We start from the raw sequence: 20,895 nt of genomic DNA, 5'->3' as shown, positions 1-20,895 counted from the left end.
CAGGGTCAGCTGCCGGCGGCGAGTGCGGCGGGGTCGAGTTTCAGTCCGCGCGAGCGGTTGTAGGCAGCCACCATCACCCCCGCGGCGGCCAGAGCGGTGGCGCGGCTGGAGGTGTTGGCGTGTGCGGTCGTGTCCATGCGTGCTGCGATCTGGCGCGGTCGCAGCCCAGCGAGGACTTCGGCGAACCGGTCGCGGTCGAGCCCGGTGCGGTAGTGGTGCAGGATCAGCGCCACCGCCAGCACGAACGGCCGCTCGATGTGATCGCCGCGGCGACTCCACGCCGTGACGGTCAAGTGCGTCGCGTCGTCGAGCAGCTGCTCGACGACCGTCTGGCCAGCCGCTGCAGCCGCCCCGGTGGGGTGGTGGCCGGTGTTCTCGGGTGCGGGGGTGTGGCGGCGGTCGAGTTCGCGGCACAGGTGTGCCTCTTCGGCGAGGGACAGTCCGGTGTGCACGCGCGCGACCAACGCCATGTACGGGTTGAGCAGCCCTGCGGCGGCCCACCGGTGCTGGCCGTTGATCACCGCCCACCGGCCCTGCGGGTTGGCGGGGCCGCGATCGGCGACGTCGATGATGTTGATGCGGCGCGGGTCCCACTGGCGGGCTATGCGCCGAACGCGCGCCATGTCCAGATCGCGCTGATAGCGGTGGTCGGCGAACATCTCACTGGCCTCGATGGCGGTGAGGTAGGTCGCGACCGGCTCGGCGGTGGGGTAGGTGTGAGGGTGGTGGTCGAGGACCATCGTGGCGGTGTCGGACATGGTCGGGGTTCCTTCGTGAATCCTGCTGTTCTGGTGCGGTTTTCAGCGGGCCCGCACCCGAGCTCGCTGCTGGTTGCGCTCGGCTTCGGCCTCTTGTGCGGCGTGGGCGGAGATCTCGGCGGCGACAGTGCGGATAGCGGCGAGGTCCGCAGTGGCCACGACCTCGAGCAGCTTGCGCAGCCGGGAGATATTGCGATGGTTCTGATCGGCGGCGGCCAGACGCTCGCGCAGTTGCGGGCCGAGCGCGTCAGGCAGTTGCGCGGCGACCAGGGCGGGGTCCAGGACGGTGCCGCGGTGGTGAGCGATACGCAGTTTCGCGTCCAATTCGCTCGCTTCGGTGCACAAGACGTCGGCCAGCACCGACCAGCACCGGCTGGTGGTTTGCTGGTCGGTCAACGTGAGCATCCTGGATGCCACGATCGAGGTCGACACGAGCAGTGCACGCAACAGTTGTTCGGTGTCCCAGGTGCTCGGGTGCGGGACCAGCCTGTTGATGCGTGAGCGGTAGTAGTCCTCGGGGTGAGGCGGAATATTGTGGGTGGCCGCGTAGGGGTCGTAGAAGTCCGGGTCGGCGGCGGCGATATTCAGGTTGTTCATGCCACACCGATCTTGTTGTGCGGCCTACCAGTCAGCAGGACCTTCAGGTCCTGACCGATCTCGTACTCGCACGTTCCTGGGTGGTTGTCCTTCACCAGGCCGGTGATGTAACGGATGCGGTGGTTGTCGGCCATCAGCGCGAAGGTGCGGCCGATCTCGAACAACCGTGAGGTCTGCGGGGCGCAGAGCAAACTGTCGACGTAGTACAGGGTTCTGGTCAGTCGGGTCTGGAATTCGGTGGGAGTCATCGTGGCGCCTTCGGTTTGGTCGTCGCCGCGACCGCCGGTTTCGTCGTCGGCTTCTTGCGGGTTTTGCTGTCGCTGTCGGGTTCCCATTCGAATCCGCGTTCGCCGTTGCGGCAGTGGCTGTCGGCGACGACGGTGTCGGTTGCGTCGTGCTCGCACCAACGGCCGTCACCGCAGGCGCTGGCCCCGAACGCGGCGACCACGACAACGGCCACACCCAACGCGGCGTTGCGGAGCCGGGCGCGTGCCGGAAGTCGGAAACTGGTGAGGTTCATCGGAATTTCCTGTCGGGTACGGGGGCGGTGAGGGCGGCGGCGAGGACGGGAGTGGTCATCGCGGTGTCGCTTTGCCGCTGGGGGAGTGGGTGGGTGCGCTGAATCGGGCCGGGGGCTGCTCGTGAGAGATGTCGAACAGCGAGATCTGGTCGGGGTCCTCGGCGAAGGGGCCACCGATGCCGGTGAGGTCCACCCCCAACGCGCGCCAGCCCTCAGGGTCAGCGCTCATCGGTGGTGGCCTGGGCGAGAGACGGGTCGGAGCCGGTGAGCGGGGTGGCGGCCCAGATGTCCATGAGCTGGTTGGAGTCGTCTTTGCTGTGGCCGTTCCAGTGCGGCGCGGCCGGGTCGCTGGCGGGCACGACCCGCAGCCACGGCAACTGTTTTTGCAGGTCGCTGCGCTTCATATGGCGCGTGAACTGTCGGTTGGGGCCGAGTCCGCCGAAGCCGTCTTCGTCGGCAGGCAGTTCGAGGAACACGATCGGGTATTCCGAGCCGTCTTCGGGGTCGACTGCGATCGGGTCGCAGACCGGCGCGCGGTAGGCGGCCAGCATCGCCTGGTATTTCGCCAGCCCTGCCAGCAGGCGGGCGCGGTCGATGTACTGCTCGCGCACACGCAGGGTGTCGTAGGAGGTGAGCGCGGCCAGCAGGGCGTGCAGGAACGCGGGCTGCTTCTCACGGCGGGGGTCGTCGGCGGTGAGCCCGTGCAACGTCTGGTACATCTCGGTCAACGCGGTCCCGAAGCTGGTGATGTCCTGGTCGAAGGCGGCTTCGTCGCTGCTGGCGTGCAGGTGGGCGCGCAGATCCGGGATGAGACGCTCCAACGTGGACAGAGCGTCATCGACCTTCTCGACTGCCTGCGTGGTGATGACCTGTTCGGCGGCACTCTCGCCGAGGGCGTCGATCAAAAATTTCACCTGGGCGCCGACACCACCGTTACTGGCGTCGGAGGCGCTCTGGCTGGCTACGTCGTGAACCTGCTCCCAGAGGTCGTTCGTCTCGAACCCGCACCTGTCAGCGAGGGCGGTGAGGCGTTCACACCCATCGGCGGTAGCGGTGGCGGCCGGTGCGGCGGCGGTTGTGGTCATCGAGTGTCCTTTGTGGTGAAAGGTGATGGACGCGTGAGGATTTCGTGGGGCGATCAGGCGACGGCGGCCAGGGCGGCCGGTGCGGCGGCGCTGCGGCGGGGGGCGGTGGCGGGCCCGTAGCTGTAGAACGGGCCCGCGGGCAGTGTGGCGAAGGCGACGAATCCCCAGCTCGCAAGCTGCGAGGCGGTGACTTTGCAGCCACGTCGAACGTGAGCGCAGGCATCGGTGTGGGAGAACCTGAGGGTGTTGCGGGCGAACCAGTATTCGTGGAGAGAGTTGCGCTCCTTCACCGCACGCTTGAACTGGGACTCGCTGTCGCACAGCGCTTCGACTGGGACGTCGTGGGTGTAGGGGCGTCCGTCGGGGGCGGTGAGATACAGCCGCCAGCCGTCGTCGTCGGGAGTCGGGGCGCAGATGACAACGGTCCCAGGGGCCAGCACGCTGTAGGGAGTGGTGACACAGTCTTTCAACTGCCTCTCGCGGCGCAGCTTGTTCGCGCTGTCTTCACCGATCTCGGTGTCATGGTCCAGGGTCGGAATCATCGGTGCGGAGGCTTTCTCGTCAGTTTCGGGCGGGGGTGGAAGGGGCCCAGTTCTGGGGTAACAGCGTCTGGCGACGTTGAGACCGGAATAGACACGGGCGGTGTGGACTCGAGGGCAGGGAAATCGCTTCTGCTCGGGGCGGTTCGGCTCGTCCTGCTGGCTGTCTGCGTGGCTGGGTGGTTGTGAGTGGCGTGGAAGATTTGGTGGTCGATCCCACGCCACCGCACATCTGGGGGCCGGTAGGCAGGTTCAGCGGGCAGCGGCGCGCAGATATTGCCGGACCAGCTCGCAGGTGATATCGGAAGGCGTAGTGCCGCCGATGTTGTATTGGGTCGCGATCTTTCGGATACGGCCGTTGGTGGCCCGGCTGGGGGTGTAGATGCCCTGGTCGAGCAGAGCCAAAACCAGCTTCGCTGCGCGGCGGCGCCGGTTTACGGCCTGGTACCACTTCTTGGCCTTGCCACGCGGCAGCGGCTTGCGCATAGGAGTGGACGGGGTGGCGGGCACGGCTTTCAGGCTGGTGTCGTGGGGTTGGAAAGCGGTGGCAGTCGCGGTCACGGGGGCTCCGATCTTGATCTGAGCGGGAGAGATTCGAGTGAGTGGGAGAAGTCGTTGTCGGCTTCTCCGGGTGGTGTTGTTGCCGTCCGTTCGGATGGTGGTCCGAACCACTCACTTATTTGCGATCATGCTAGCATTATCGCATGACAGCAAACAAGCGGGTGTGGGGTGCTGATCTACGAGATCGCCACACGCCCGCCCACACGTGAAAAGGGGCAGTAGATGCATGTATCCAGCGGAATGGGATGCCCTCGCGCCGACGGTGAACTGGTGCTCGTCGACACCGACACCGGACGTGAATTGGCCTGCACCACCTGTGATCACCGGGAACCGATCGACGAACGCGACTTCCTCGACGCCACCGATCTCGCCGATCACACCGACACCGCCGTGCTGGTGGACCGCTACGTCATGGTCGATCAGTTCAGCGCAGCACTGGCCGAGGGGCTGACCGCGTATCTGGGACTGCGGCCCGGCTGGTTCGACCAGTGTCGAGACGGCCGCAACGTCTCGTTCGATACCAGCCGAAACAGTTGTCAGAGCCTGGTCGGGCTGGCGCGCGCCATCGAATTCTTCCGCGCTCACCGTGTCGCCTACCGCGAGTACCTCGAGCTGCGCCACATCCCGCCCTACCCCGATGCCGGGCCACCGCCCGCGCCGGTGACGATGCGCGACGCGCTCACCAACCTGGACGGGGCCGCAGCGACCGCACTCGCGCTCGTCACCACCGACAGCCGGTGGGAACCGCAAACCCAGACACCGGTTTCCCGCGATACCGTCTGAGCAGCCAGGGCGAACAGGAGACCGCCCGTGCCCAGTACTCCCGCCGCTGCGCCCGCCACCCGGGCGGGCACAGCACCCCATGCACACACAACCGCCGCGCGGCGAGTGAAGCCCAGCCCAAGGCAACCATTCCCGCCACCGGGCCCGCTGGCGATCACGACACCAGCACCGCGCCACACACTTCCTCCCGCCACACACTTCCTCCCGCCACGCCACTCGTGGCCACTGCCGCCGCCGCGACCTCCCCGGACATGCGGAACCGCCCACCGGTCAGCGTCGCGCAATTACTGATCACCCCGAGCGCACCGGATCCGGTGCGTGCGGATTCGATGGAAATGGAACTCCCGTTGTGACTATCGCCGACTCCTCGCCGCGGCAGCGCCGCGCCCGCCGCTCCGGCTCCGCTGACCACCCGCCCATCGAGATCGCCTCCCCTGATGAGGATTTCGGCCGCCAACCACCCCATGACCTGGTCGCCGAGCAGTCGGTGCTCGGTGCGCTGCTGCTGAGCAAGGACGCCATCGCCGACGTGGTCGAGGTGATCCGCAGCGACGACTTCTACCGGCCCGCCCACCAGAACATCTACGACAGCATCCTGGATCTGTTCGGGCGCGGCGAACCCGCCGACTCGGTCACTGTCGCGGCCGATTTGAACCGTCGCGGCGAGCTGAACCGGATCGGCGGCGCACCCTATCTGCTCACCCTCACCCAGACCGTCCCCACCGCCGCCAACGCCGCCTACTACGCCGAAATCGTCGCCGAGAAAGCGACCCTGCGCCGTCTGGTCTCGGCAGGAACCCGCATCGTGCAATACGGCTACGCCGGCGTCGACGGCCGAGACGTCGCCGAGGTCGTCGACCGCGCCCAGGCCGAAATGTACGAGGTCACCGAACGCCGCCGCACCGGCGAGGATTTCCTGCCACTCGCGGATCTGCTGCAACCGGCGATGGACGAGATCGACGCGATCGCCACCCACGGTGGGATGGCCGCGGGGATCCCGACCGGGTTCACCGACCTCGACGAACTCACCAACGGCCTGCACGCCGGACAGATGATCATCGTCGCCGCCCGCCCCGGCGTCGGCAAAGCATTGGCCCTGGACACCGAACTACCGACCCCTGGCGGGGGGTGGACCACGATGGGTGACGTCGCGGTTGGCGACTACCTGCTCGACAAGAACCACAAACCGGTCCGCGTCGTCGCCACCACTGACGTCATGCACGAACGCCCCTGCTACGAGGTCGAATTCGATGACGGTGCGGTGATCGTCGCCGACGCCGATCATCAATGGTTGACCATCAGCTCCGAGTGCGGTCTGTCGGCCGGGGTGCGCACCACCAAGAAGATCGCCGCCAGTGTGCGCCGCCGCGACGGACAACCAAATCACAAGATCCCCGACCGGTACGGGCTCAAACCCAGACGAATCGTCGAGGTGCGGGAAGTCGCGAGCGTGCCGGTGCGCTGTGTACAGGTCGCCGGCAGCGATCACCTGTATCTGGCAGGGCCGACCAAGATCCCGACACACAACTCGACGCTGGCGCTGGACTTCACCCGCAGCGCGGCGATCAAGCACGGGCAGGCGAGCGTGTTCTTCTCCCTGGAGATGAGCCGCACCGAGATCGTCATGCGTCTGCTGTCAGCCGAGGCGAAGATCAAGCTCGCCGATATCCGCGCGGGCCGGATGAAAGATGACGATTGGACGCGGATGGCGCGGCGGATGAGCGAGATCAACGACGCACCGTTGTTCATCGACGACTCGGCGAACCTGACGATGACCGAGATCCGCGCGAAAGCCCGACGACTCAAGCAGCGCCACGACCTGAAATTCATTGTGGTGGACTACCTTCAGCTGCTCACCTCCGGCAAGAAGGTCGAGTCACGTCAGCAGGAAGTGTCGGACTTCTCCCGAAACCTCAAACTCCTGGCCAAGGAACTCGAAGTGCCGTTGGTGGCGGTCTGCCAACTCAACCGCGGCCCCGAGCAGCGCACCGACAAACGACCCATAGTCTCCGACCTGCGCGAAAGTGGCAGCCTCGAGCAGGACTGCGATATGGCGATCCTCCTGCACCGCCCGGACGCCTTCGATCGTGACGACCCCCGTGGCGGAGAAGCCGACCTGATCGTGGGCAAGCACCGTAACGGCCCCACCGCCACCATCACTGTCGCCCATCAGCTGCACATGAGTCGGTTCGTCGACCTCGCCCGAGGATAATGAGGTAGGTAGGTATGGTCACCACACTGTCCTCCAGCAGGCCAATCCGGAGTACATCCCGCGAGCTCGCAGGCCTCGTGCATCTCGATGACTTCACCGGCCTGTGCAGCACGTGCGGATCCCTGCGCATTGCACAGTCCGAAGCGGCAGTCTCTCTTCCCGGCGGATGCCGCGTCTGCGGTGGCATGGCTACGGTGTGCAACTCCGCAGCCGAAGTAGCCCAGTTCATTCCCGCTGGAGATCCGCAGCGACTGCGTGAGCAGCGACTGCAGATCAAAAACCTTCTCGATTCACTCGACAGCCTGCTGGATCGCCCGCGAGGTCTTGATCGCCGCCGGTATGACGAACTCGAACTCGAGAGCCGTCGTCTGCGGGCGACATTCCTGGCGTCCGTCGGCGCTGTCGCTACGCCGATGCCGCTGTATGCGCTGTGGGTGGAACTTTGGGAGAACTTGTCGGGTCAACGCGCCCACTGTAGAGACTACGAATTCCCCACCATCGCGGGCGGTGGTGATGGCATCTACCCATGGCATCACTCGGAATGGATGCCGACCGCACCGTTGCAGTTCGATGAAATCCCTGCCTGGCGCGGGGCTGATGCAGTGCATTTGCTGATGCCTCCCACAGTCACCGATGCACTGCCACGGAATCTGGACGTAGCCTCCCTGAAGATCGGCCACAACCTGGTCTACGCGCTGCGTCGACGAGGATCATCGCTCACCGCGTGGACCGACGTCCCTGAGCGCGTATACACCTATCCCGATGTCGAAGCGCTGCGTGCAGACTTAGCAGCTATGAAGCAACTACGCCGTGCAGCGCTGCGATCGCCGGAAACTCTGCTCTGGGAGGTCATGTGACTGAGCACGAAGAACAAGCCGGACCTTCCTCGGACCCTCTGGACCTCTCCGCCCAGCAGCTCACCGTCAAAGGCGGCAGCCGCGAAGACCGTGTGTCTTTCGGGCCGCCGCAGCTGGCCGCGATGCGGTGCCTCGCCGACGGCGAAGCATGGACCGCGACCCGCATCGCGGTCACGATCGATCCCGTCAAAGACAGCGAAGCGGCGACCAACGCCGGGCGAATCCTGATCACGGCCGCGCTCGGACAGCTCGAGGCAAGGGGGTTCATCGAGCGCAGCGGCCCGGATGGATGGCGCATCACCGACGCCGGACGCGATGCCTACAACCACCGCGTCGAACAGTAAGCGATTGCGCACGGTCTTGGGAGAATCCACCCATCACACGCAAAGAGGCAACACCAGAATGACCAAAGATTTCAGTTACCAACTCGATCTGACGAGGGACATTGCGCGCGCAGCTCAACAAGTCCGACGCGTCACCGCACTGTCTGCGATGTCCCCGGAACGTGGCGATTCCGAGAAAGCCGCCGCCGAAGCCCACAGGGTTGTCGACCAGCTCGCTGCCTGCTATCCCGAGCTTGCACAGGAAGACTTAGCCTCATATCTCGCCGACGTCTACCACCGCGAACGTCTCCGCGAGCGAGAGGAGTTGGAGGAGTTGGTAGTCAGGAGATCCTGGCTTCCCGTCGACGGACATGGGCAGGTGTGGGACGAACTCACCGCAGCGGGGGTCGTTGACAACGAGAACAGTTGGGTCAACAAGGGGGTATCAATGATCGTCAACGATGACCTGTTCGTGGGCGCAACCTTGCCCGCGGAATGGTCTATACAACTCCACGACACCGACACCGGAAGCTACGCGGTACTGGTTGATCGCGACAACACCGAGCGCGCCGAGGTCTTCTACACGGCTACCTGGGATGAACGGTGTGCGTGGATGCAGCCACCGCGAACTGGCCCGGCGAATGACATCTCGAGCTGATCCACGGCGGGAATCCGCCACCACCAGTCCTGTGCGACCCTGTGAACGCGAGAACCGGCCGGGTAGTAGCCCGGCCGGTTCTCGTTCTGTGTAGGAGGTTTTCAGGCCGCTTCCAGGCACCAGTACCCGCCCGGCTCGTCGTCGCGCAGTAGGTTGCGGGGGCGTCCACTGGCCACCAGAATCTCGTCTACCTGGCCTCTCAACACGACATCGACGACGGTGTCGTCGGCGAACAGGGCCAGGGGCTCGATGGCGATCCGGGCGTCGGACTCGACCCACAGGCACACATCCATGGACGGACGGCAGCCGCGGGCGGCAAGGATCCGGTACGCAGTGCTGATGGCGTCCGCACCAGCGCCGAGGTTGTTCTCCAACATCGCGTGATTCCAGGTCAGCGCGTCGGGGTGGGCGTCGATCAGCTCGGGCCAGTCGATCGGGCACTGGGTACGCCCGAACTCCGGCCACGGCCCCTCCGGCAACCCGAGTTCCACTCCGGCGATCGCCTGTGCGAGCGGCGCCGGCACCTGCAGCAGATGCGGCGGCAGCAGCCAGGTCGCACCGTGACCACACCCGTAGCCGTCTCCCTCGACTGTCCCCAGCGCGGTGCTGCGCAGCGCGTCGGCCAGTTCGGCGGCGGCCGGGGTGAAGTCGGCGCGCAGCTCCCATTCCTCATCCGGATCGTGCAATGCCAGCGCCCGCACCTCCGCGTCGGTCAGCTGGGCTGGTGTGTTCTCCCAGTGCATTTCTCGTCCTTTCATTCGGTGTCTCCAGTGCTCGGTTTGGTGGTTTCGGCGAGGTGTCGGTAGAGGGTGGCGCGGGAGACGCCGAACGCGGCGGCGACAGCGTCGGGTTTCTGACCGGCGGCGAGCGCAGCCCGGGCGCCGGCGAGCTGGTCGGAGGTGAGTTTGCGTGGCCGGCCCGCCCGTACTCCGCTGGCCGAGGCGACCTCACGGGCGTGGGCGGCGCGTTCACGCATGAACACTCGTTCCATGTGCGCGAACAGCGCGAGCAGGGCCACGGCGATCTCGGCCATCGGGGACTCACCGGAGGTGTCTATCGGGATCGGGTCCTCGAGGGTCGTGACCCCGACACCGTGGCAGCGCAGTTCGTGCACGATGTTGAGGCACTCGCGCAGGTTGCGGCCGTACCGGTCGAGGTTGGTGGCCACGATCCGGTCACCCTCCCGCAGTATCTGCTGCAGACGCCTCCATCCGGGTCGGTCCATGGTGGCGCCGGTCTTGCGGTCGGTGTAGATCCGCTCGTCCGGAATGCCGTACTCGCGCAGCGCGACGAGTTGCCGTTCGAGGTCCTGGTGCGTGGTGCTGACTCTTGCGTATCCAAACTCCATCAGCACGCCACCTCGTGAGCCCGGCTAGCCGGACGTTCGCCGCGGTGGCGGCCCGTCTGCGTCGGGTCCGGTGAGTATCTCCTCGACGCGGCGGAGACAGGGCCTGCTGTAGAAGGCGTGGACTCAGGGGAAAGTTGGCACGATCCTGCTTCCTGAGAAAGTTCTTTCATGCGCAGTAGGTGGTTCTGCATGTCGGTCAGGAACCCTGGCGGGAAGCGCAGAGTGCTGCGGGCAGCCCGGTGCAGGAATCCGGCGGTGGCGCGCACCGAGAGCAATGGGGCGTCTTCGAGGTAGCGCCACAGGTCCTCGTACGGTTCGTGGACTGGCCATGCCGACACCGCCACCTCGTACGCCCTCCCGGCTCGGCCCCACGCCGCGGATGGCCAGCGGTGCCCAGTCAGCTCGCGGTTGCCGGGCAGCGCCTCACCAGTTGGGGTAGTCAGGCGGCCGCCGATCCAACTCGCCATGCGCACGCTCACAGCATTACCAACGAGCTTCCAGCGGTGTCCGGGTCGCACGCCGGGGGCTGTCACTGCGGGCGCGGTCCAGTCGCGCGAAAAACCCTGCAGCCTTTCGGCATCTGTGATTCCCGGGGTGACTATCTCCCCAGACGGCAGCCGAACCGCCGGCGGACTGGCGATACCCAGCCCTGAACCGCCCTTGAGCGTCGGCACCGCGTTCACTGCCCACCCGAGCCCGCGTACCCCCTCTGTCCAGTAGAAGCCACAGGGATCGATGTCCGGATCCCCCAGCGTGCGGGGCCCGGCATCAGTGCCGAACAGCACCGGCCGCGGATCATCGGTGCGTGAGGCCAGCATCAACACCCGCAATCGGCGCTGCGGCAGTCCGAACGCGCGCGCGTCCACCACCCGGTACGCCCACATATAGCCGAGTTCCTCCAGTGCGGCCGTGATGTGCCGCATCGCCTGCCCGCGGCCCAGCTGCAGCATGAATGGCACGTTCTCGATCAGCAGCCACCGTGGCCCGCGTCTACGGCGCACCAGCCGGAACACCTCGTCCACTAGGCCCGAGCGCGCGCCGGTGATTCCGGCGGTGCGACCGGCCTGGGACAGGTCCTGGCACGGGAATCCTGCCGCCACCAGCTCGGTTCCGGTAGGCAGTGCACGCAACCGGGTGACATCCCCCTGGATCTCGACACCAGGAAAGTGCGCCGAAAGTACCGCCTGCGCACCCGAATCGATCTCACACAGCAGTTCGGTGCGCCAGCCGTGCGCGCCGAGGCCGAGCTCGAGTCCACCGATGCCGGCGAACAGCCCCACCATTCTCGCGCCCGCCGTGCCCGCGCAACGGCCCGCAGCCGGTGGCGCCTGATGGCCTTGCGCGTCACTCATCGTCGCTGGCCTGAGCTCGAGCGACGACGGAGAGTGCGTAGTCGGCCGGAAGGACGGTGACGGGGTGTGCGGGATGCAGACCGAGGGTGAGTTCGCCGATAGTGCTGCCTGTTGCGACGCGCAGAAGGAGGCGTGCTCGGCCCTCGAGTCGTGATTCGCACAGCGACGTGAGCGGTCCCGCGATGACAGCGGTCTCGGTTTTGATGGCGATGGTTCGCCCGATATGGCTGGGGGTGAGTGCGCCCGCGTGGATTTCGTAGTGGTCGTCGTTGAGGTCGGGTACAGCCCGCAGTCTGGGAGCGCGTTTGATCTCAGGCAGCAGCACGGTTGCTCCCGTTGACCAGCGCGTGTTGGAACAGGAGTTCTTCCTTGTGCCGGGTGGATGTCATTCGGCGGGCAGTGCTGATGGGTCCGTGGCGTCCCTGTACCAGCACTGTGGTCTGAGCGTTGCGGGTGTGCGCGACCCACATGTCGGCGACGTCGAATTCTGCGAGTGCCCACCGGGTCGGGCCGTGGGATCCGGAGGTGATCCAGAGCCCGGCACCGTATCCGGCCAGGGAGTCGAGCGCGTGCAGCGCCGCCGCAGGCCGGTTAGCTGTCGAGATGAACCCGACGATCGACAGCGCCGGCCGGGGTGGCTGCTCGCCGAGATCGGCGGTCCAGGCTTCCCAGAGGGCGAGGGTGGATCGGTCGAGTTCTGGGCCCTGGTGTTCGGTGACTCGGTCGGCCCAGACGGCCGGGTCGACGTTGATGACCGGATACACCACGTAGTCACTGATTTTGGTCTCGGGCAGCACGATCCCAGACCACCCAGCCTCCTGGATTCCAGCGTGCACGTGTTCGGGGATTACGGAGCAGTTGTGCGCCATCTCGACCTTCCTACTCGAGCTTGTCTCATAATTTTACTCAGTAACAACCGTTTCCGGTTCTGTGACCTGAGACTCCTTGCCCGGCAAGCACTTCCACAATGATGTCTCGAAACCTTGGCGTCGAGACAAATCGTGGACTCATCAAGGCGCCCCGGCGACGCACAGAAGGTCCAACGCGGTGCTCGACACTGAACGCGGGGGAGTACGCCCTGCCATCCGCGCTTGGAACCCATCCATGATCTGAACGAGTACGCCGCCTTGGTTTTCAGACGGGAGAGGGCTGGATGCCGCTGCTCTGGCTGGACTCGTCGGCGAATCCATACTCGGTCGCGGGCGCCGGCGGTTGATCGCCGAACAGATTGAGATCGCCGCCGATGAGGAGGGCGTCCACACCGACGCCGACCGCACGGCTGGATGCGGGCACACCTGCGAGATGACGCGAACCCACACCCACTGAAGCAGAGACGGTTACCGAGAACTCACCTCATGACGGCGCTGACGAAGAATCGAGATACTCAGCTCGTGGGTGTCTCGCGAAGCTTGTCGTCCAGCATGATCGGCGGAATCGGTCGGCCAGGACTGGCTTCCGGATCGACGACGTCGATGACTTTCGCGAGCTGTTGGTACGTCCGCTTGACGAGTGCTCGCCGATCCGGGCCGACCCGCGGCCGGTGGGTGAGTTTCAGCAACGTCACCAAACTCGGGCCGGAAAGTGTCACTTCGACGCTGCCGTTTCCCAGCTCCTTGATGCGGTTGTCGGGCACCCGGGCTGGATGTCTGTCCAAGAGGAGGGGAATTTCCCAGAGCCAGTCGAGTGCGCGCCAAGTGTCCTGGTGGCAGATCAGTTGGACGCTGTTGATGCCTGCTGCCCGCTGCATCCTCTCCCGGTGTGCGTGTATGGCTGCCTGCCACTCGCCGAACCACGACTCGGATCCCATGGTCCGATACTCGCACCAGCCTCCGACATGTCATGCCGAGATATCCAGTGCGGCAACGGTTCAGCCCCGATGCGGTCATACGTGGGCGTAGACGACGGTGTCCCAACAGTTTCGTTCAGGATCCCAGCGCCCGGAAGTGAGGGTGCCGGCCAGGAGCGGGTCTACGCATCGGCCGAGGTGCCTCAGGGCTTCGTGGAGCGGATGCAGGAGCGTGGGCAGGATGGTGGTGGCGGCGAGTTTGGGGTATTCGGTCTCCCACGTCGGGCCGGGCGCACGGATGGCGGCGGGCAGCTCGAGCGCGGCGCGGCACTGGCGTTGTTTGTCGAGTGCAGCGCAGGTGGTCGCGGCATCGAACTCGAAATTGCTGATGATCAGCAGCAGGTCGACGAGGTCACGCCACCGGGTCGAGGGGAGTCGCGCCGCGCCGTGGAACTCGTACATGGCGGCCAGTTTGTCGGCGATCTGGTCGGCCAAGGGGTAGCAGGAGAACATCGGTGGCGGGTCGAGGTCGGGTATTTCGATGACCTGTCTCGGTGAGACGCGGTCGATCTCGCCGATGAGTTGTCGCCCCGCGGTGAGGTCGATCGGGAAGTGTTGCAGCGCGTTGGTGCCGAGGTGTGGTGTGGCACGCAGCTGCCAGACGTCCTCGCGGCGGGCTTTGACGTCCAGCCCGAAGGTGAGGCGGTCCAGTTGGCTGGCGGTCTCCACGAGGTGTCGCAGTTCTTCGAATGCCTGATCCAGGCTGGTGGTGGGGTGGAGCAGGTCGATATCTTCGCTGTGACGGGCGCCAGGGATGCGAACCAGCAGTCCGGTGCCGCCTTTGAGGATCCAGGGCCCAGCAGGATCGCGGAAGACCCTGGCCAGCATGCGCTGCATGAAGAATTCGCGGTGTAGTTCGGCAGTGGGCCGCTTCAGTGTGTGCGCCTGCTTTTTGAGCCGGTCATTGATCGCTCTTTGAAATCCGCCGTCGGTCGGGTATTTCGGCGTCACTGCCTTTGTCGCCCTCCCTGTCGCCCTCACTGGCCTTCTCGGCTGCAGCGCTGCGTGGGGTCGTCCGGACGTGGGAATCTCGCGTGGATTCCGCGTTCAGCGCTGCCTCGGAGAAATTCTCAAAGAGCTTACTGGACAGCGCGCTCCATTTGACGAAAGCGGCCATGCTCGGTAGGGGATCGGTGGCAGGGGATTTGATCGAGTTGAAGAGCGTAGCGTCGAGCGCTGGGGACGTAGGGATGAGGTTGAGTGCGGCTGCGTGACGCTTCCTGAAGTCTTCGGTCCATTGTTCCCACACGGCGGCCGCCGCAGTCCCTGTGTGCTGGTTGAGCAGAAGGTCGAGCAGCTTTGCCTCCGCTTTCGAGGGGCCGCCCGCTTGTTGGGCCACTGCCGCAGTGAGATCGGCGAAGGGGAAACTGATGTCCCGCGTCAGTGATCGGGTCGCCTCCGGGACTCCCGCTTGGCCGATGAAGTTGTGGACCAGCGCGGACCCGGCGCCGATGGGCATGCCATAGCGGTGAGCGAAGGGGCGCAATGCTGTCGCGAGTTCGTCACGGGTGACATCACCGGTGAGGATGGCGTCTCGCACGATGGTGGCGAGGTGCCCGCCGTCGATCCCGTCGGCCGCGAGGTCGAGCACTGTCCGCAGTGGCCGGGTGACCGGCAGTCCTTCGACGAGGTGCCAGTCGCGACGGGTGAGTTCACGGATCCGGAACTTCACGTCGTGGCTGCGGGTGCTGCGCCGCTGGGGCACGGTGAACTCGTGGATATCCGCGTCGATGTCACCTAGTTCCTGCAGCCGGGCCGCGGAGCGATGGGACACCACCCCGACCGGCGCTTCATCGGCGAGCCGCTCGCCGGCCAGACGCTTGGGTTCCAGCGCCAGCCACTCGGCGCGAACGGGGTCCGCCGGTGATTGCGGTGTGCCCGTCAACCGGTACACGCCTTGCCGTAGCCGGGTGATCAGCTCGGAATCGGCCAACCGTTTGAGCTGCTGGGCGGTGAACCCCAGCTCCACCGCCTGCGCAGAGGTGAACAGCCCCCACTGAACCCCCGCCAGATCGGCCAGTTCGAGCAGCAGTTCCTCTCGTGCCATACGTCAAAAATAGCATTAAGACCGGCAATAGTGCGCATGTGCGCCTACTGTTGGCGTGCGCAACACTATTTTTGCCGTAACGGGGCAGATTTATGCGTGTTGCGCACGGTATAGCGGCGGCAACAGTGTGCAGCGTCTACACCAGCTGAAAACGTGCAATCACCGCCGAGTAGCCGGCCCAACCAGGTTTGCCCTCTCTGGACTTCGAGTTCGGCGGGCGCATCTCATGCGGTGGTTCACCACGACGGCGGTAATGGCCGAGGGCCAGGTGGGTAGGCGCTTGTCACGAGCGGAGTGATTGGAAGCCGAAAAAGACTCCGGCCCCGGGAAGCCCGGACTCCGGGTCTCCATCGGGAGCGTGCCGAAGATGGGCGCCGTTACACGACGGGTGAAACAACGAAGATGGGCCGCCAGAGACGTGTGTCTCCGGACGGCCCACCTGGTAAACGCTGCAACGGCGGTCTACCACTTCGTAAGCGCCCTACATGAGAGCGGTGGACTCTTCTAGCAGAGCCACCGGGCAGGCCGGTCTCGGTAGGCACGAGGCCAGCCTCTCTCGTTCAGAGGACGTCTCGAATAATACAGCAGACTCGACAGCGTCGGTCCATGGAAATTTATGGGGGCCGGGCAGTACGAGAGCCTGGTGTGCGCGGCGCGGGGCCGATCGCCGCGCCGGGTGGCGACCGGCCTCGACGCGGCACAACGAAGAGCTGCTGTTCGACAGGGCCCTGCCAACGTCGCGATGCCCATCAACCAATGACACGTCTGAGCAGGCTCAGGATCGAAGCCGACGCAGGTACTGCTGCGACGGCTTGTTGTTGTTCAGGCTTCTGCGGCTTCTACTCGAGGTCAGCAATCTGTGTCTGGCTTTTCGGTGGGGCGGTCCAGGTCATGCCGAGGGCGTCGAGGGCTGCAATCCGTCCAGAGGGCAGACTGCCCTGTCGACGGCGTGAGCGTATGGCACTGATCCAAATGCCGAGTCGGTAGCCGGAAGGGTCGACGTATTTCTGGGGGACCTGCAGGTGATTGTGCTGTTCGTAGTAGTCGATCGCGGCGGACAGGCCACGCCGCCACGCCATTTCGAAGGGGGAGACGGTGTTCCAGTCGATCCCGAGGGCGTCGAGTAGCTCACGTTGGCGGTCATCGAGTGTGTCGCGGCTGCGGCGTTGCGCGTGCACCCACTCGCCGAGACGCATGTTGTCGCGGATATGGGTGCGGGGAATTTCGAGGTGCCCGTGCTCGGCGTGATAGGCGCACGCGCATCGGTAGAGCCGTTGCCACGACAGGCGCCACGGTGGATTCCACCAGGGGTCCAGCGCGTCGAGTTCGCGACGGCGGGCAGGGGAGAGCGCCTCGCTGCGGGTGCGGCGGTTGTGCAGCCAAGCGCCGAGGTTGATCCCGTCGACGATGGTGCCCAGTTCCACTGAGAGGTGTCCGTGTTCGGCGTGGAAGCGGCGAGCGGCGGTCATTCCCCGTTCCCACTGGTCCTTGCGGGGCTCCCACACGATGCCGAGGTCGTTCAGGGCGGTGACCCGGTGAGCGGGCAAGCTGCCTTGCCGATGGAGCCAACGTTGCCACGACAACCATCCGCCGAGGCGGAACCCTTTGTCGTCACGGAAGTCCTGGGTGGTGTCGAGGTGCCCGTGGCGGGCATGGTGGCGCCGCGCCGCGGCGTAGCCGCGACGCCACTCGGCCGATTTCGGGTCGATAAGGCGCAAAGAGATCGCGAGCGCGAGATCTCCGGCACGGGGCACCCCGTCGATGTGCAGCCAGTCCAACACGGCCGCTGCGTCCTCGCGACCACTGCCAGGGTCGCGTGCGAGCGCGGTGAGGCGTTCGTCGAGTCGGTCGTCGTGGGCACGCAACGCACGCAGGACCCGCCACACCGTGGTGTATCCGGCGCTGTCGAAGACTGATTCGGGATCGTCGTCGCCAGAGATAACTGCGGGCACGACGATCGTGGCGATTTTGCCGCGGACACCGCCGGTGCGCAGCGCCCGACCGACAGCCTGGATGGTGTCGATCATGGAGCGTTTCGGGTCGTTGAGCACGATGGCGTCGACCGCGGGCACGTCCACACCTTCGTTGAGCACCCGCGCGTTGGCCAGCAACGCGAAGTCGTGTGTGTCGCTGCGTAACTCACGCAAGGCGCGGTGGCGTTCGGCGAGGCGATGTTTGCCGGTGATCCAGCCCGACCACAAGTCGGCTGGCCGCTGGGCGGCGGGCAGCAGATGGTAGGCCTCGGGTAGGCGGGTAGCGAATCCGCGCGCGCCCGCGACTCGGGAGTGGTAGCTGATGACCCGCCGCAGCCCGTACTGGGTCGCGGCCCGTAGCACCGCGATCTGGGCAGCGAGTTCGGATCCGGCGGAGCCGGTGGTGGCGAGCGCGGCCAGCTCGGTATCGGTGACCACGGGGACGATGACGCGGTAGTCGGCGAGCAGCTGCGCGTCGATCGCCTCACCGAACCCGAGCCGGTGCACGATGGGGCCGAACACGGCCGGGTCGTGCATGGAAGCGATCTCATCGCCGGTGGTGTCGTCGAACACTCGTGGTGTCGCGGTCAGATACAGCCGCCGAGTCGCGGCCAACAGTGTGTCGTGGTGGACGCTCGACCAGCGGCGACCCATTCTGCCTGCGGTGCGGTGGGCTTCGTCGGCGACGAGGAGATCGAAGGCGGGCAGGCCGTGGTCATGCTGGGCGGCGGTCAGTTGCGGCAGGGACGCGTAGGTGGCGAACCACGTCGCGGTCGCCTCGACTCGCCCGAGGGCGGCGATCACCGCGGGGGATGTGCTGACTTCCCCGACCGGCGCATGATGGTGCTGATGCAAGGCTTCGGCTTGGCTGCACACCGCGATCACCTGGCCGCCGCGGCCCCACCGCATCCATTCCGCGACGTTCTGTGCCAGCAACTCCAAGGTCGGGACCAAAATCAGTACCCGCCCGTGCGGGGCGAGACGGTCCGCGACCGCCGCGCCGACGAACGTCTTGCCTGTTCCACAGGCGGCGACCACTGTCGCTCGTCCGCCGCCGAGGAGCTGTGCGACCGCCGCCGTGGCGGCGGCCTGTTGATGCGGCCGCAGCCGCGGTCGTGCTCGTTCACTCACCTCGCAGTTCCTAACAGCCCACTCTGGGCGCGACGCTGGGCGCGAGACCGATATCAGCCAACACCTCGTCGTAGTCGTCGGACTCGTCGCGGCCGCAACCGGTGGATCGCGTCGAGCACCGCGGCGCGACCACGCGGAAGCCGACGCGTTCGGATGCCATGGTGTCGCGAGCCTTTCAGAGTGTGGCGGGCGAAGGCAGCCCGGCTGGCCTCCAAAGCCCTGTGGAGGCCAGCCGGTATGGAGACAGACCTGTCAGATCTCGGCGTCGGCGCCCAGTTCGTCGCGGCGGCTGGTCAGAACTTCCAGTGCACCATCGAGCACCTGGTAGCCGTAGACGCTAGCTGGGCCTGCTTCGGCTGCGGCCTGGGCGGCGAGCGTGGCGAGTTCGGTGTCGGTGCTCGACGCGGTCACCCCGAGATCGTCGAGATCGCTGTCACCATTGATGAACCAGTAGCTGGCGTCGAGTTCGACCACCAGGTTCGAATCGGCGAAGTCGCGACCGCATTCGGTGGCGATCTCGGCCAGCGCGGCGCTCGCGGCCTGCCCGGCGGAGTCCTCGGTCACATGCCCTCGGTGGTTGGAGCCGTCCCAGTCGATGGCCCAGCCGTCGAGCACCTGCTGGGCCGCCGGCGCGATCTCCTCGAGCAACCCGTTCGCGGCCGCGGCCGTCAGGAGCGGGATCGTCCACCGCAGAACCTGGTTGTTCTGCACCGACTCCGGGGTTCCCGGGCCGACCTCATCGTCCCAATCGGCGGTGAGTTCACCGCTTTCGGTGTCGAGCTGAACGAAGCATGGCTGGGGGTCGATCTCGCCTTGGTAGTGGTGATGCAGGGCAGAGGGGGTGGACTCGTCGAGGCGCTGCACGGTTACTGTAGTCATGGCTGCAAGGTCTCCTCTTGCGGTCGGGACGGCTGCCAGCGGAGGTCCAATTCGGCTGGTAGCCGTCCGTTTTCGTTGCGGTGGACCTCCAGATTATCCAACCTGTCCGACACCTGTGGGACTGGAAGTGGAAGTGCCGCAAGCCCAGTGCGACTCACTCATCGCCGAACTGAACGAACAGGCTGAACAGCGTCGACTCGAGGCGCACTGGAAAGCGCAGGCCACACGACGCGACCCGATGTACTGAACAGCGTTTGCGTCTTCTCTGTGCTGCGGACCGGTTGCGCGTGGCGACACCTTCCGAATGATTTCACCGTAGCCGTCAGGGCGCTGCCCACGGTCTGTGCGAGGAGCGAAGGCCACGGTCTGTGCAGAACTCATGCGGCGTCGGCAGCGGTGCCGTTGCTGTCAGAAACTGGTGTTGGTATGGGTGGCCTGATGGAACTGCCAGGCATCGGTGATGATGTCGGCCAGTTCGGGTCGTTGCGGTTTCCAGCCGAGCAGCCGGTGAGCTTTGTCGCTGGCCGCGACGCTGACCGCGGGATCGCCGGGGCGCCGGTCACCGATGGCCACAGGGAAATCTCGGCCGGTCACCGCGCGGACGGTGTCGAGGACTTGCCGGTTCGAATACCCGTGCCCGTTACCGAGATTGAAGATCTCGTGACGGCCGGGCTCGATAGCGTCGAGCGCCAGCAGGTGCGCTTCCGCCAAATCGCGCACGTGGACGTAGTCACGGTGGCAGGTGCCATCGGGGGTTGGATAGTCCGTCCCGTACAGGGTGAACGAAGCACGCTGCCCCGCAGCGGTTTGCAACAGAATCGGGATCAGGTGTGACTCGGGATCGTGCCGTTCGCCCAGCCAATGACCGTTGCTGGCCTGGACCGCACCGCAGGCGTTGAAATACCGCAGACTAGCCGCGGCCAGTCTGCTCGCGCCGCATTCGCCGGCGATCATCATGTCGATCGTCGCTTTCGTCGCCGCATACGGGTTCTGGGGCTTGACCTCGGCAGACTCGTCGAAGGGCTGGGTTCCGTCGCCGTGGTAGAGCGACCCGGTGCTCGAGAAGATCAACCGCGGCACCTCAGCAGCCCGCATCGCCCGCAACAACGCCAGCGAGCCCTCGATGTTCTGATGCCAGTACTTCTCCGGGTTGCGGACCGACTCGGCAACCTCGATCTTCGCCGCGAAATGAAACACGGCATCGAAACCCGCGATCGGGGTGATGATCTCGGCGACATCGTGGATCGACATGCGGTGGAAAGCTGCACCGTCGGGAAGGTTTTCCATGAACCCGGTCGACAGATCGTCGACGATCTCGACTTCGTGGCCGGCGCCGACGAGTTGGTGGGCGACGATCGAGCCGATGTATCCGGCGCCGCCGGTGACTAGCAGCTTCACAGGTACGAATCTCCTCGCGGACAGGGGT

27 protein-coding genes are annotated in these 20,895 nt (G+C 65.8%); 6 read left to right on the top strand and 21 right to left on the bottom strand.

Annotated elements, in window-relative coordinates; all coding sequences use genetic code 11:
• Positions 1-5: 5 nt before the first annotated feature.
• From AB0C34_RS17290 to AB0C34_RS17255, 8 genes are all read right to left on the bottom strand, one after another.
• Positions 6-758 (bottom strand): DUF6551 family protein, encoded by a 753-nt coding sequence (locus tag AB0C34_RS17290; RefSeq protein ID WP_357073295.1) that lies wholly within the window; start codon positions 756-758, stop codon positions 6-8.
• A gap of 42 nt (positions 759-800) precedes the next feature.
• A complete protein-coding gene (locus tag AB0C34_RS17285) occupies positions 801-1,355 on the bottom strand; it encodes a hypothetical protein (RefSeq protein WP_357073292.1) in 555 nt (184 codons plus the stop codon).
• On the bottom strand, positions 1,352-1,603 hold the full coding sequence (locus AB0C34_RS17280) for a hypothetical protein (protein WP_357073289.1): 252 nt from the start codon (positions 1,601-1,603) through the stop codon (positions 1,352-1,354). The genes AB0C34_RS17285 and AB0C34_RS17280 overlap by 4 nt, the downstream gene beginning before the upstream one ends.
• The gene (locus tag AB0C34_RS17275; RefSeq protein WP_357073286.1) at positions 1,600-1,875 is read right to left on the bottom strand and encodes a hypothetical protein; all 276 of its coding nucleotides are present in this window, start codon (positions 1,873-1,875) and stop codon (positions 1,600-1,602) included. The genes AB0C34_RS17280 and AB0C34_RS17275 overlap by 4 nt, the downstream gene beginning before the upstream one ends.
• Positions 1,876-1,930: 55 nt before the next feature.
• The gene (locus tag AB0C34_RS17270; RefSeq protein ID WP_357073283.1) at positions 1,931-2,104 is read right to left on the bottom strand and encodes a hypothetical protein; all 174 of its coding nucleotides are present in this window, start codon (positions 2,102-2,104) and stop codon (positions 1,931-1,933) included.
• Complete coding sequence (locus tag AB0C34_RS17265) at positions 2,094-2,960, bottom strand: hypothetical protein (RefSeq protein WP_357073280.1); 867 nt, start codon at positions 2,958-2,960, stop codon at positions 2,094-2,096. Before AB0C34_RS17265 ends, AB0C34_RS17270 begins: the two co-directional genes overlap by 11 nt.
• A gap of 53 nt (positions 2,961-3,013) precedes the next feature.
• Positions 3,014-3,502, bottom strand: coding sequence for a hypothetical protein (locus tag AB0C34_RS17260; RefSeq protein WP_357073277.1), 489 nt, complete (start codon positions 3,500-3,502; stop codon positions 3,014-3,016).
• Positions 3,503-3,751: 249 nt separating this feature from the next.
• Positions 3,752-4,060, bottom strand: a complete 309-nt coding sequence (locus AB0C34_RS17255) for a hypothetical protein (RefSeq protein WP_357073274.1) — start codon at positions 4,058-4,060, stop codon at positions 3,752-3,754.
• A 222-nt stretch (positions 4,061-4,282) separates the two neighbouring features.
• Here AB0C34_RS17255 and AB0C34_RS17250 point away from each other — a divergent pair, with 222 nt between their 5' ends.
• The 6 genes from AB0C34_RS17250 (at position 4,283) to AB0C34_RS17225 (ending at position 8,893) form a co-directional block, all read left to right on the top strand.
• A complete protein-coding gene (locus tag AB0C34_RS17250) occupies positions 4,283-4,843 on the top strand; it encodes a hypothetical protein (protein ID WP_357073271.1) in 561 nt (186 codons plus the stop codon).
• Entirely contained in the window at positions 4,798-5,196 is a 399-nt protein-coding gene (locus tag AB0C34_RS17245) for a hypothetical protein (protein WP_357073268.1), read from the top strand. Before AB0C34_RS17250 ends, AB0C34_RS17245 begins: the two co-directional genes overlap by 46 nt.
• A gap of 65 nt (positions 5,197-5,261) precedes the next feature.
• Entirely contained in the window at positions 5,262-7,055 is a 1,794-nt protein-coding gene (gene dnaB / locus AB0C34_RS17240; RefSeq protein WP_357073792.1) for a replicative DNA helicase, read from the top strand.
• Between the two features lie 194 nt (positions 7,056-7,249).
• On the top strand, positions 7,250-7,912 hold the full coding sequence (locus AB0C34_RS17235; protein ID WP_357073264.1) for a hypothetical protein: 663 nt from the start codon (positions 7,250-7,252) through the stop codon (positions 7,910-7,912).
• Positions 7,909-8,256: a hypothetical protein gene (locus AB0C34_RS17230; protein ID WP_357073260.1), complete on the top strand. Its 348-nt coding sequence runs from the start codon at positions 7,909-7,911 to the stop codon at positions 8,254-8,256. Before AB0C34_RS17235 ends, AB0C34_RS17230 begins: the two co-directional genes overlap by 4 nt.
• Before the next feature lie 58 nt (positions 8,257-8,314).
• Positions 8,315-8,893 carry a hypothetical protein gene (locus AB0C34_RS17225; RefSeq protein ID WP_357073257.1) on the top strand — a complete coding sequence of 193 codons (579 nt, stop codon included), beginning with the start codon at positions 8,315-8,317 and terminating at the stop codon, positions 8,891-8,893.
• 101 nt (positions 8,894-8,994) lie between these two features.
• On the opposite strand, the gene AB0C34_RS17220 is transcribed toward AB0C34_RS17225, so the two are convergent.
• From AB0C34_RS17220 to galE, 13 genes are all read right to left on the bottom strand, one after another.
• Complete coding sequence (locus AB0C34_RS17220) at positions 8,995-9,651, bottom strand: hypothetical protein (RefSeq protein WP_357073254.1); 657 nt, start codon at positions 9,649-9,651, stop codon at positions 8,995-8,997.
• On the bottom strand, positions 9,648-10,241 hold the full coding sequence (locus AB0C34_RS17215; protein WP_357073251.1) for a recombinase family protein: 594 nt from the start codon (positions 10,239-10,241) through the stop codon (positions 9,648-9,650). Before AB0C34_RS17215 ends, AB0C34_RS17220 begins: the two co-directional genes overlap by 4 nt.
• Positions 10,241-11,524, bottom strand: a complete 1,284-nt coding sequence (gene dcm, locus AB0C34_RS17210; protein ID WP_357073789.1) for a DNA (cytosine-5-)-methyltransferase — start codon at positions 11,522-11,524, stop codon at positions 10,241-10,243. Before dcm ends, AB0C34_RS17215 begins: the two co-directional genes overlap by 1 nt.
• A 61-nt stretch (positions 11,525-11,585) precedes the next feature.
• A complete protein-coding gene (locus tag AB0C34_RS17205) occupies positions 11,586-11,918 on the bottom strand; it encodes a hypothetical protein (protein WP_357073248.1) in 333 nt (110 codons plus the stop codon).
• Positions 11,905-12,462 (bottom strand): hypothetical protein, encoded by a 558-nt coding sequence (locus AB0C34_RS17200; protein WP_357073245.1) that lies wholly within the window; start codon positions 12,460-12,462, stop codon positions 11,905-11,907. Before AB0C34_RS17200 ends, AB0C34_RS17205 begins: the two co-directional genes overlap by 14 nt.
• Positions 12,463-12,727: 265 nt before the next feature.
• Positions 12,728-12,886 (bottom strand): hypothetical protein, encoded by a 159-nt coding sequence (locus AB0C34_RS17195; protein ID WP_357073242.1) that lies wholly within the window; start codon positions 12,884-12,886, stop codon positions 12,728-12,730.
• 91 nt (positions 12,887-12,977) lie between these two features.
• The gene (locus AB0C34_RS17190) at positions 12,978-13,400 is read right to left on the bottom strand and encodes a hypothetical protein (RefSeq protein WP_357073239.1); all 423 of its coding nucleotides are present in this window, start codon (positions 13,398-13,400) and stop codon (positions 12,978-12,980) included.
• 75 nt (positions 13,401-13,475) lie between these two features.
• Positions 13,476-14,390: a nucleotidyl transferase AbiEii/AbiGii toxin family protein gene (locus tag AB0C34_RS17185; protein WP_357073236.1), complete on the bottom strand. Its 915-nt coding sequence runs from the start codon at positions 14,388-14,390 to the stop codon at positions 13,476-13,478.
• Positions 14,341-15,486 carry a type IV toxin-antitoxin system AbiEi family antitoxin domain-containing protein gene (locus AB0C34_RS17180; RefSeq protein WP_357073233.1) on the bottom strand — a complete coding sequence of 382 codons (1,146 nt, stop codon included), beginning with the start codon at positions 15,484-15,486 and terminating at the stop codon, positions 14,341-14,343. The genes AB0C34_RS17185 and AB0C34_RS17180 overlap by 50 nt, the downstream gene beginning before the upstream one ends.
• 839 nt (positions 15,487-16,325) lie before the next feature.
• On the bottom strand, positions 16,326-18,590 hold the full coding sequence (locus AB0C34_RS17175) for a Helicase associated domain protein (RefSeq protein WP_357073230.1): 2,265 nt from the start codon (positions 18,588-18,590) through the stop codon (positions 16,326-16,328).
• Between the two features lie 10 nt (positions 18,591-18,600).
• Entirely contained in the window at positions 18,601-18,750 is a 150-nt protein-coding gene (locus AB0C34_RS17170; RefSeq protein WP_357073228.1) for a hypothetical protein, read from the bottom strand.
• A gap of 92 nt (positions 18,751-18,842) precedes the next feature.
• A complete protein-coding gene (locus AB0C34_RS17165) occupies positions 18,843-19,469 on the bottom strand; it encodes a hypothetical protein (protein ID WP_357073226.1) in 627 nt (208 codons plus the stop codon).
• Positions 19,470-19,877: 408 nt separating this feature from the next.
• Positions 19,878-20,867 (bottom strand): UDP-glucose 4-epimerase GalE, encoded by a 990-nt coding sequence (galE, locus tag AB0C34_RS17160; RefSeq protein WP_357073223.1) that lies wholly within the window; start codon positions 20,865-20,867, stop codon positions 19,878-19,880.
• Between the last annotated feature and the right edge of the window lie 28 nt (positions 20,868-20,895).

The organism is Nocardia sp. NPDC049220, from assembly GCF_040647855.1.
Classification (GTDB): Bacteria; Actinomycetota; Actinomycetes; order Mycobacteriales; family Mycobacteriaceae; genus Nocardia.
The sequence above is the reverse complement of the archived record's forward strand: the minus strand, read 5'-3'. Positions and strand labels throughout refer to the sequence as shown.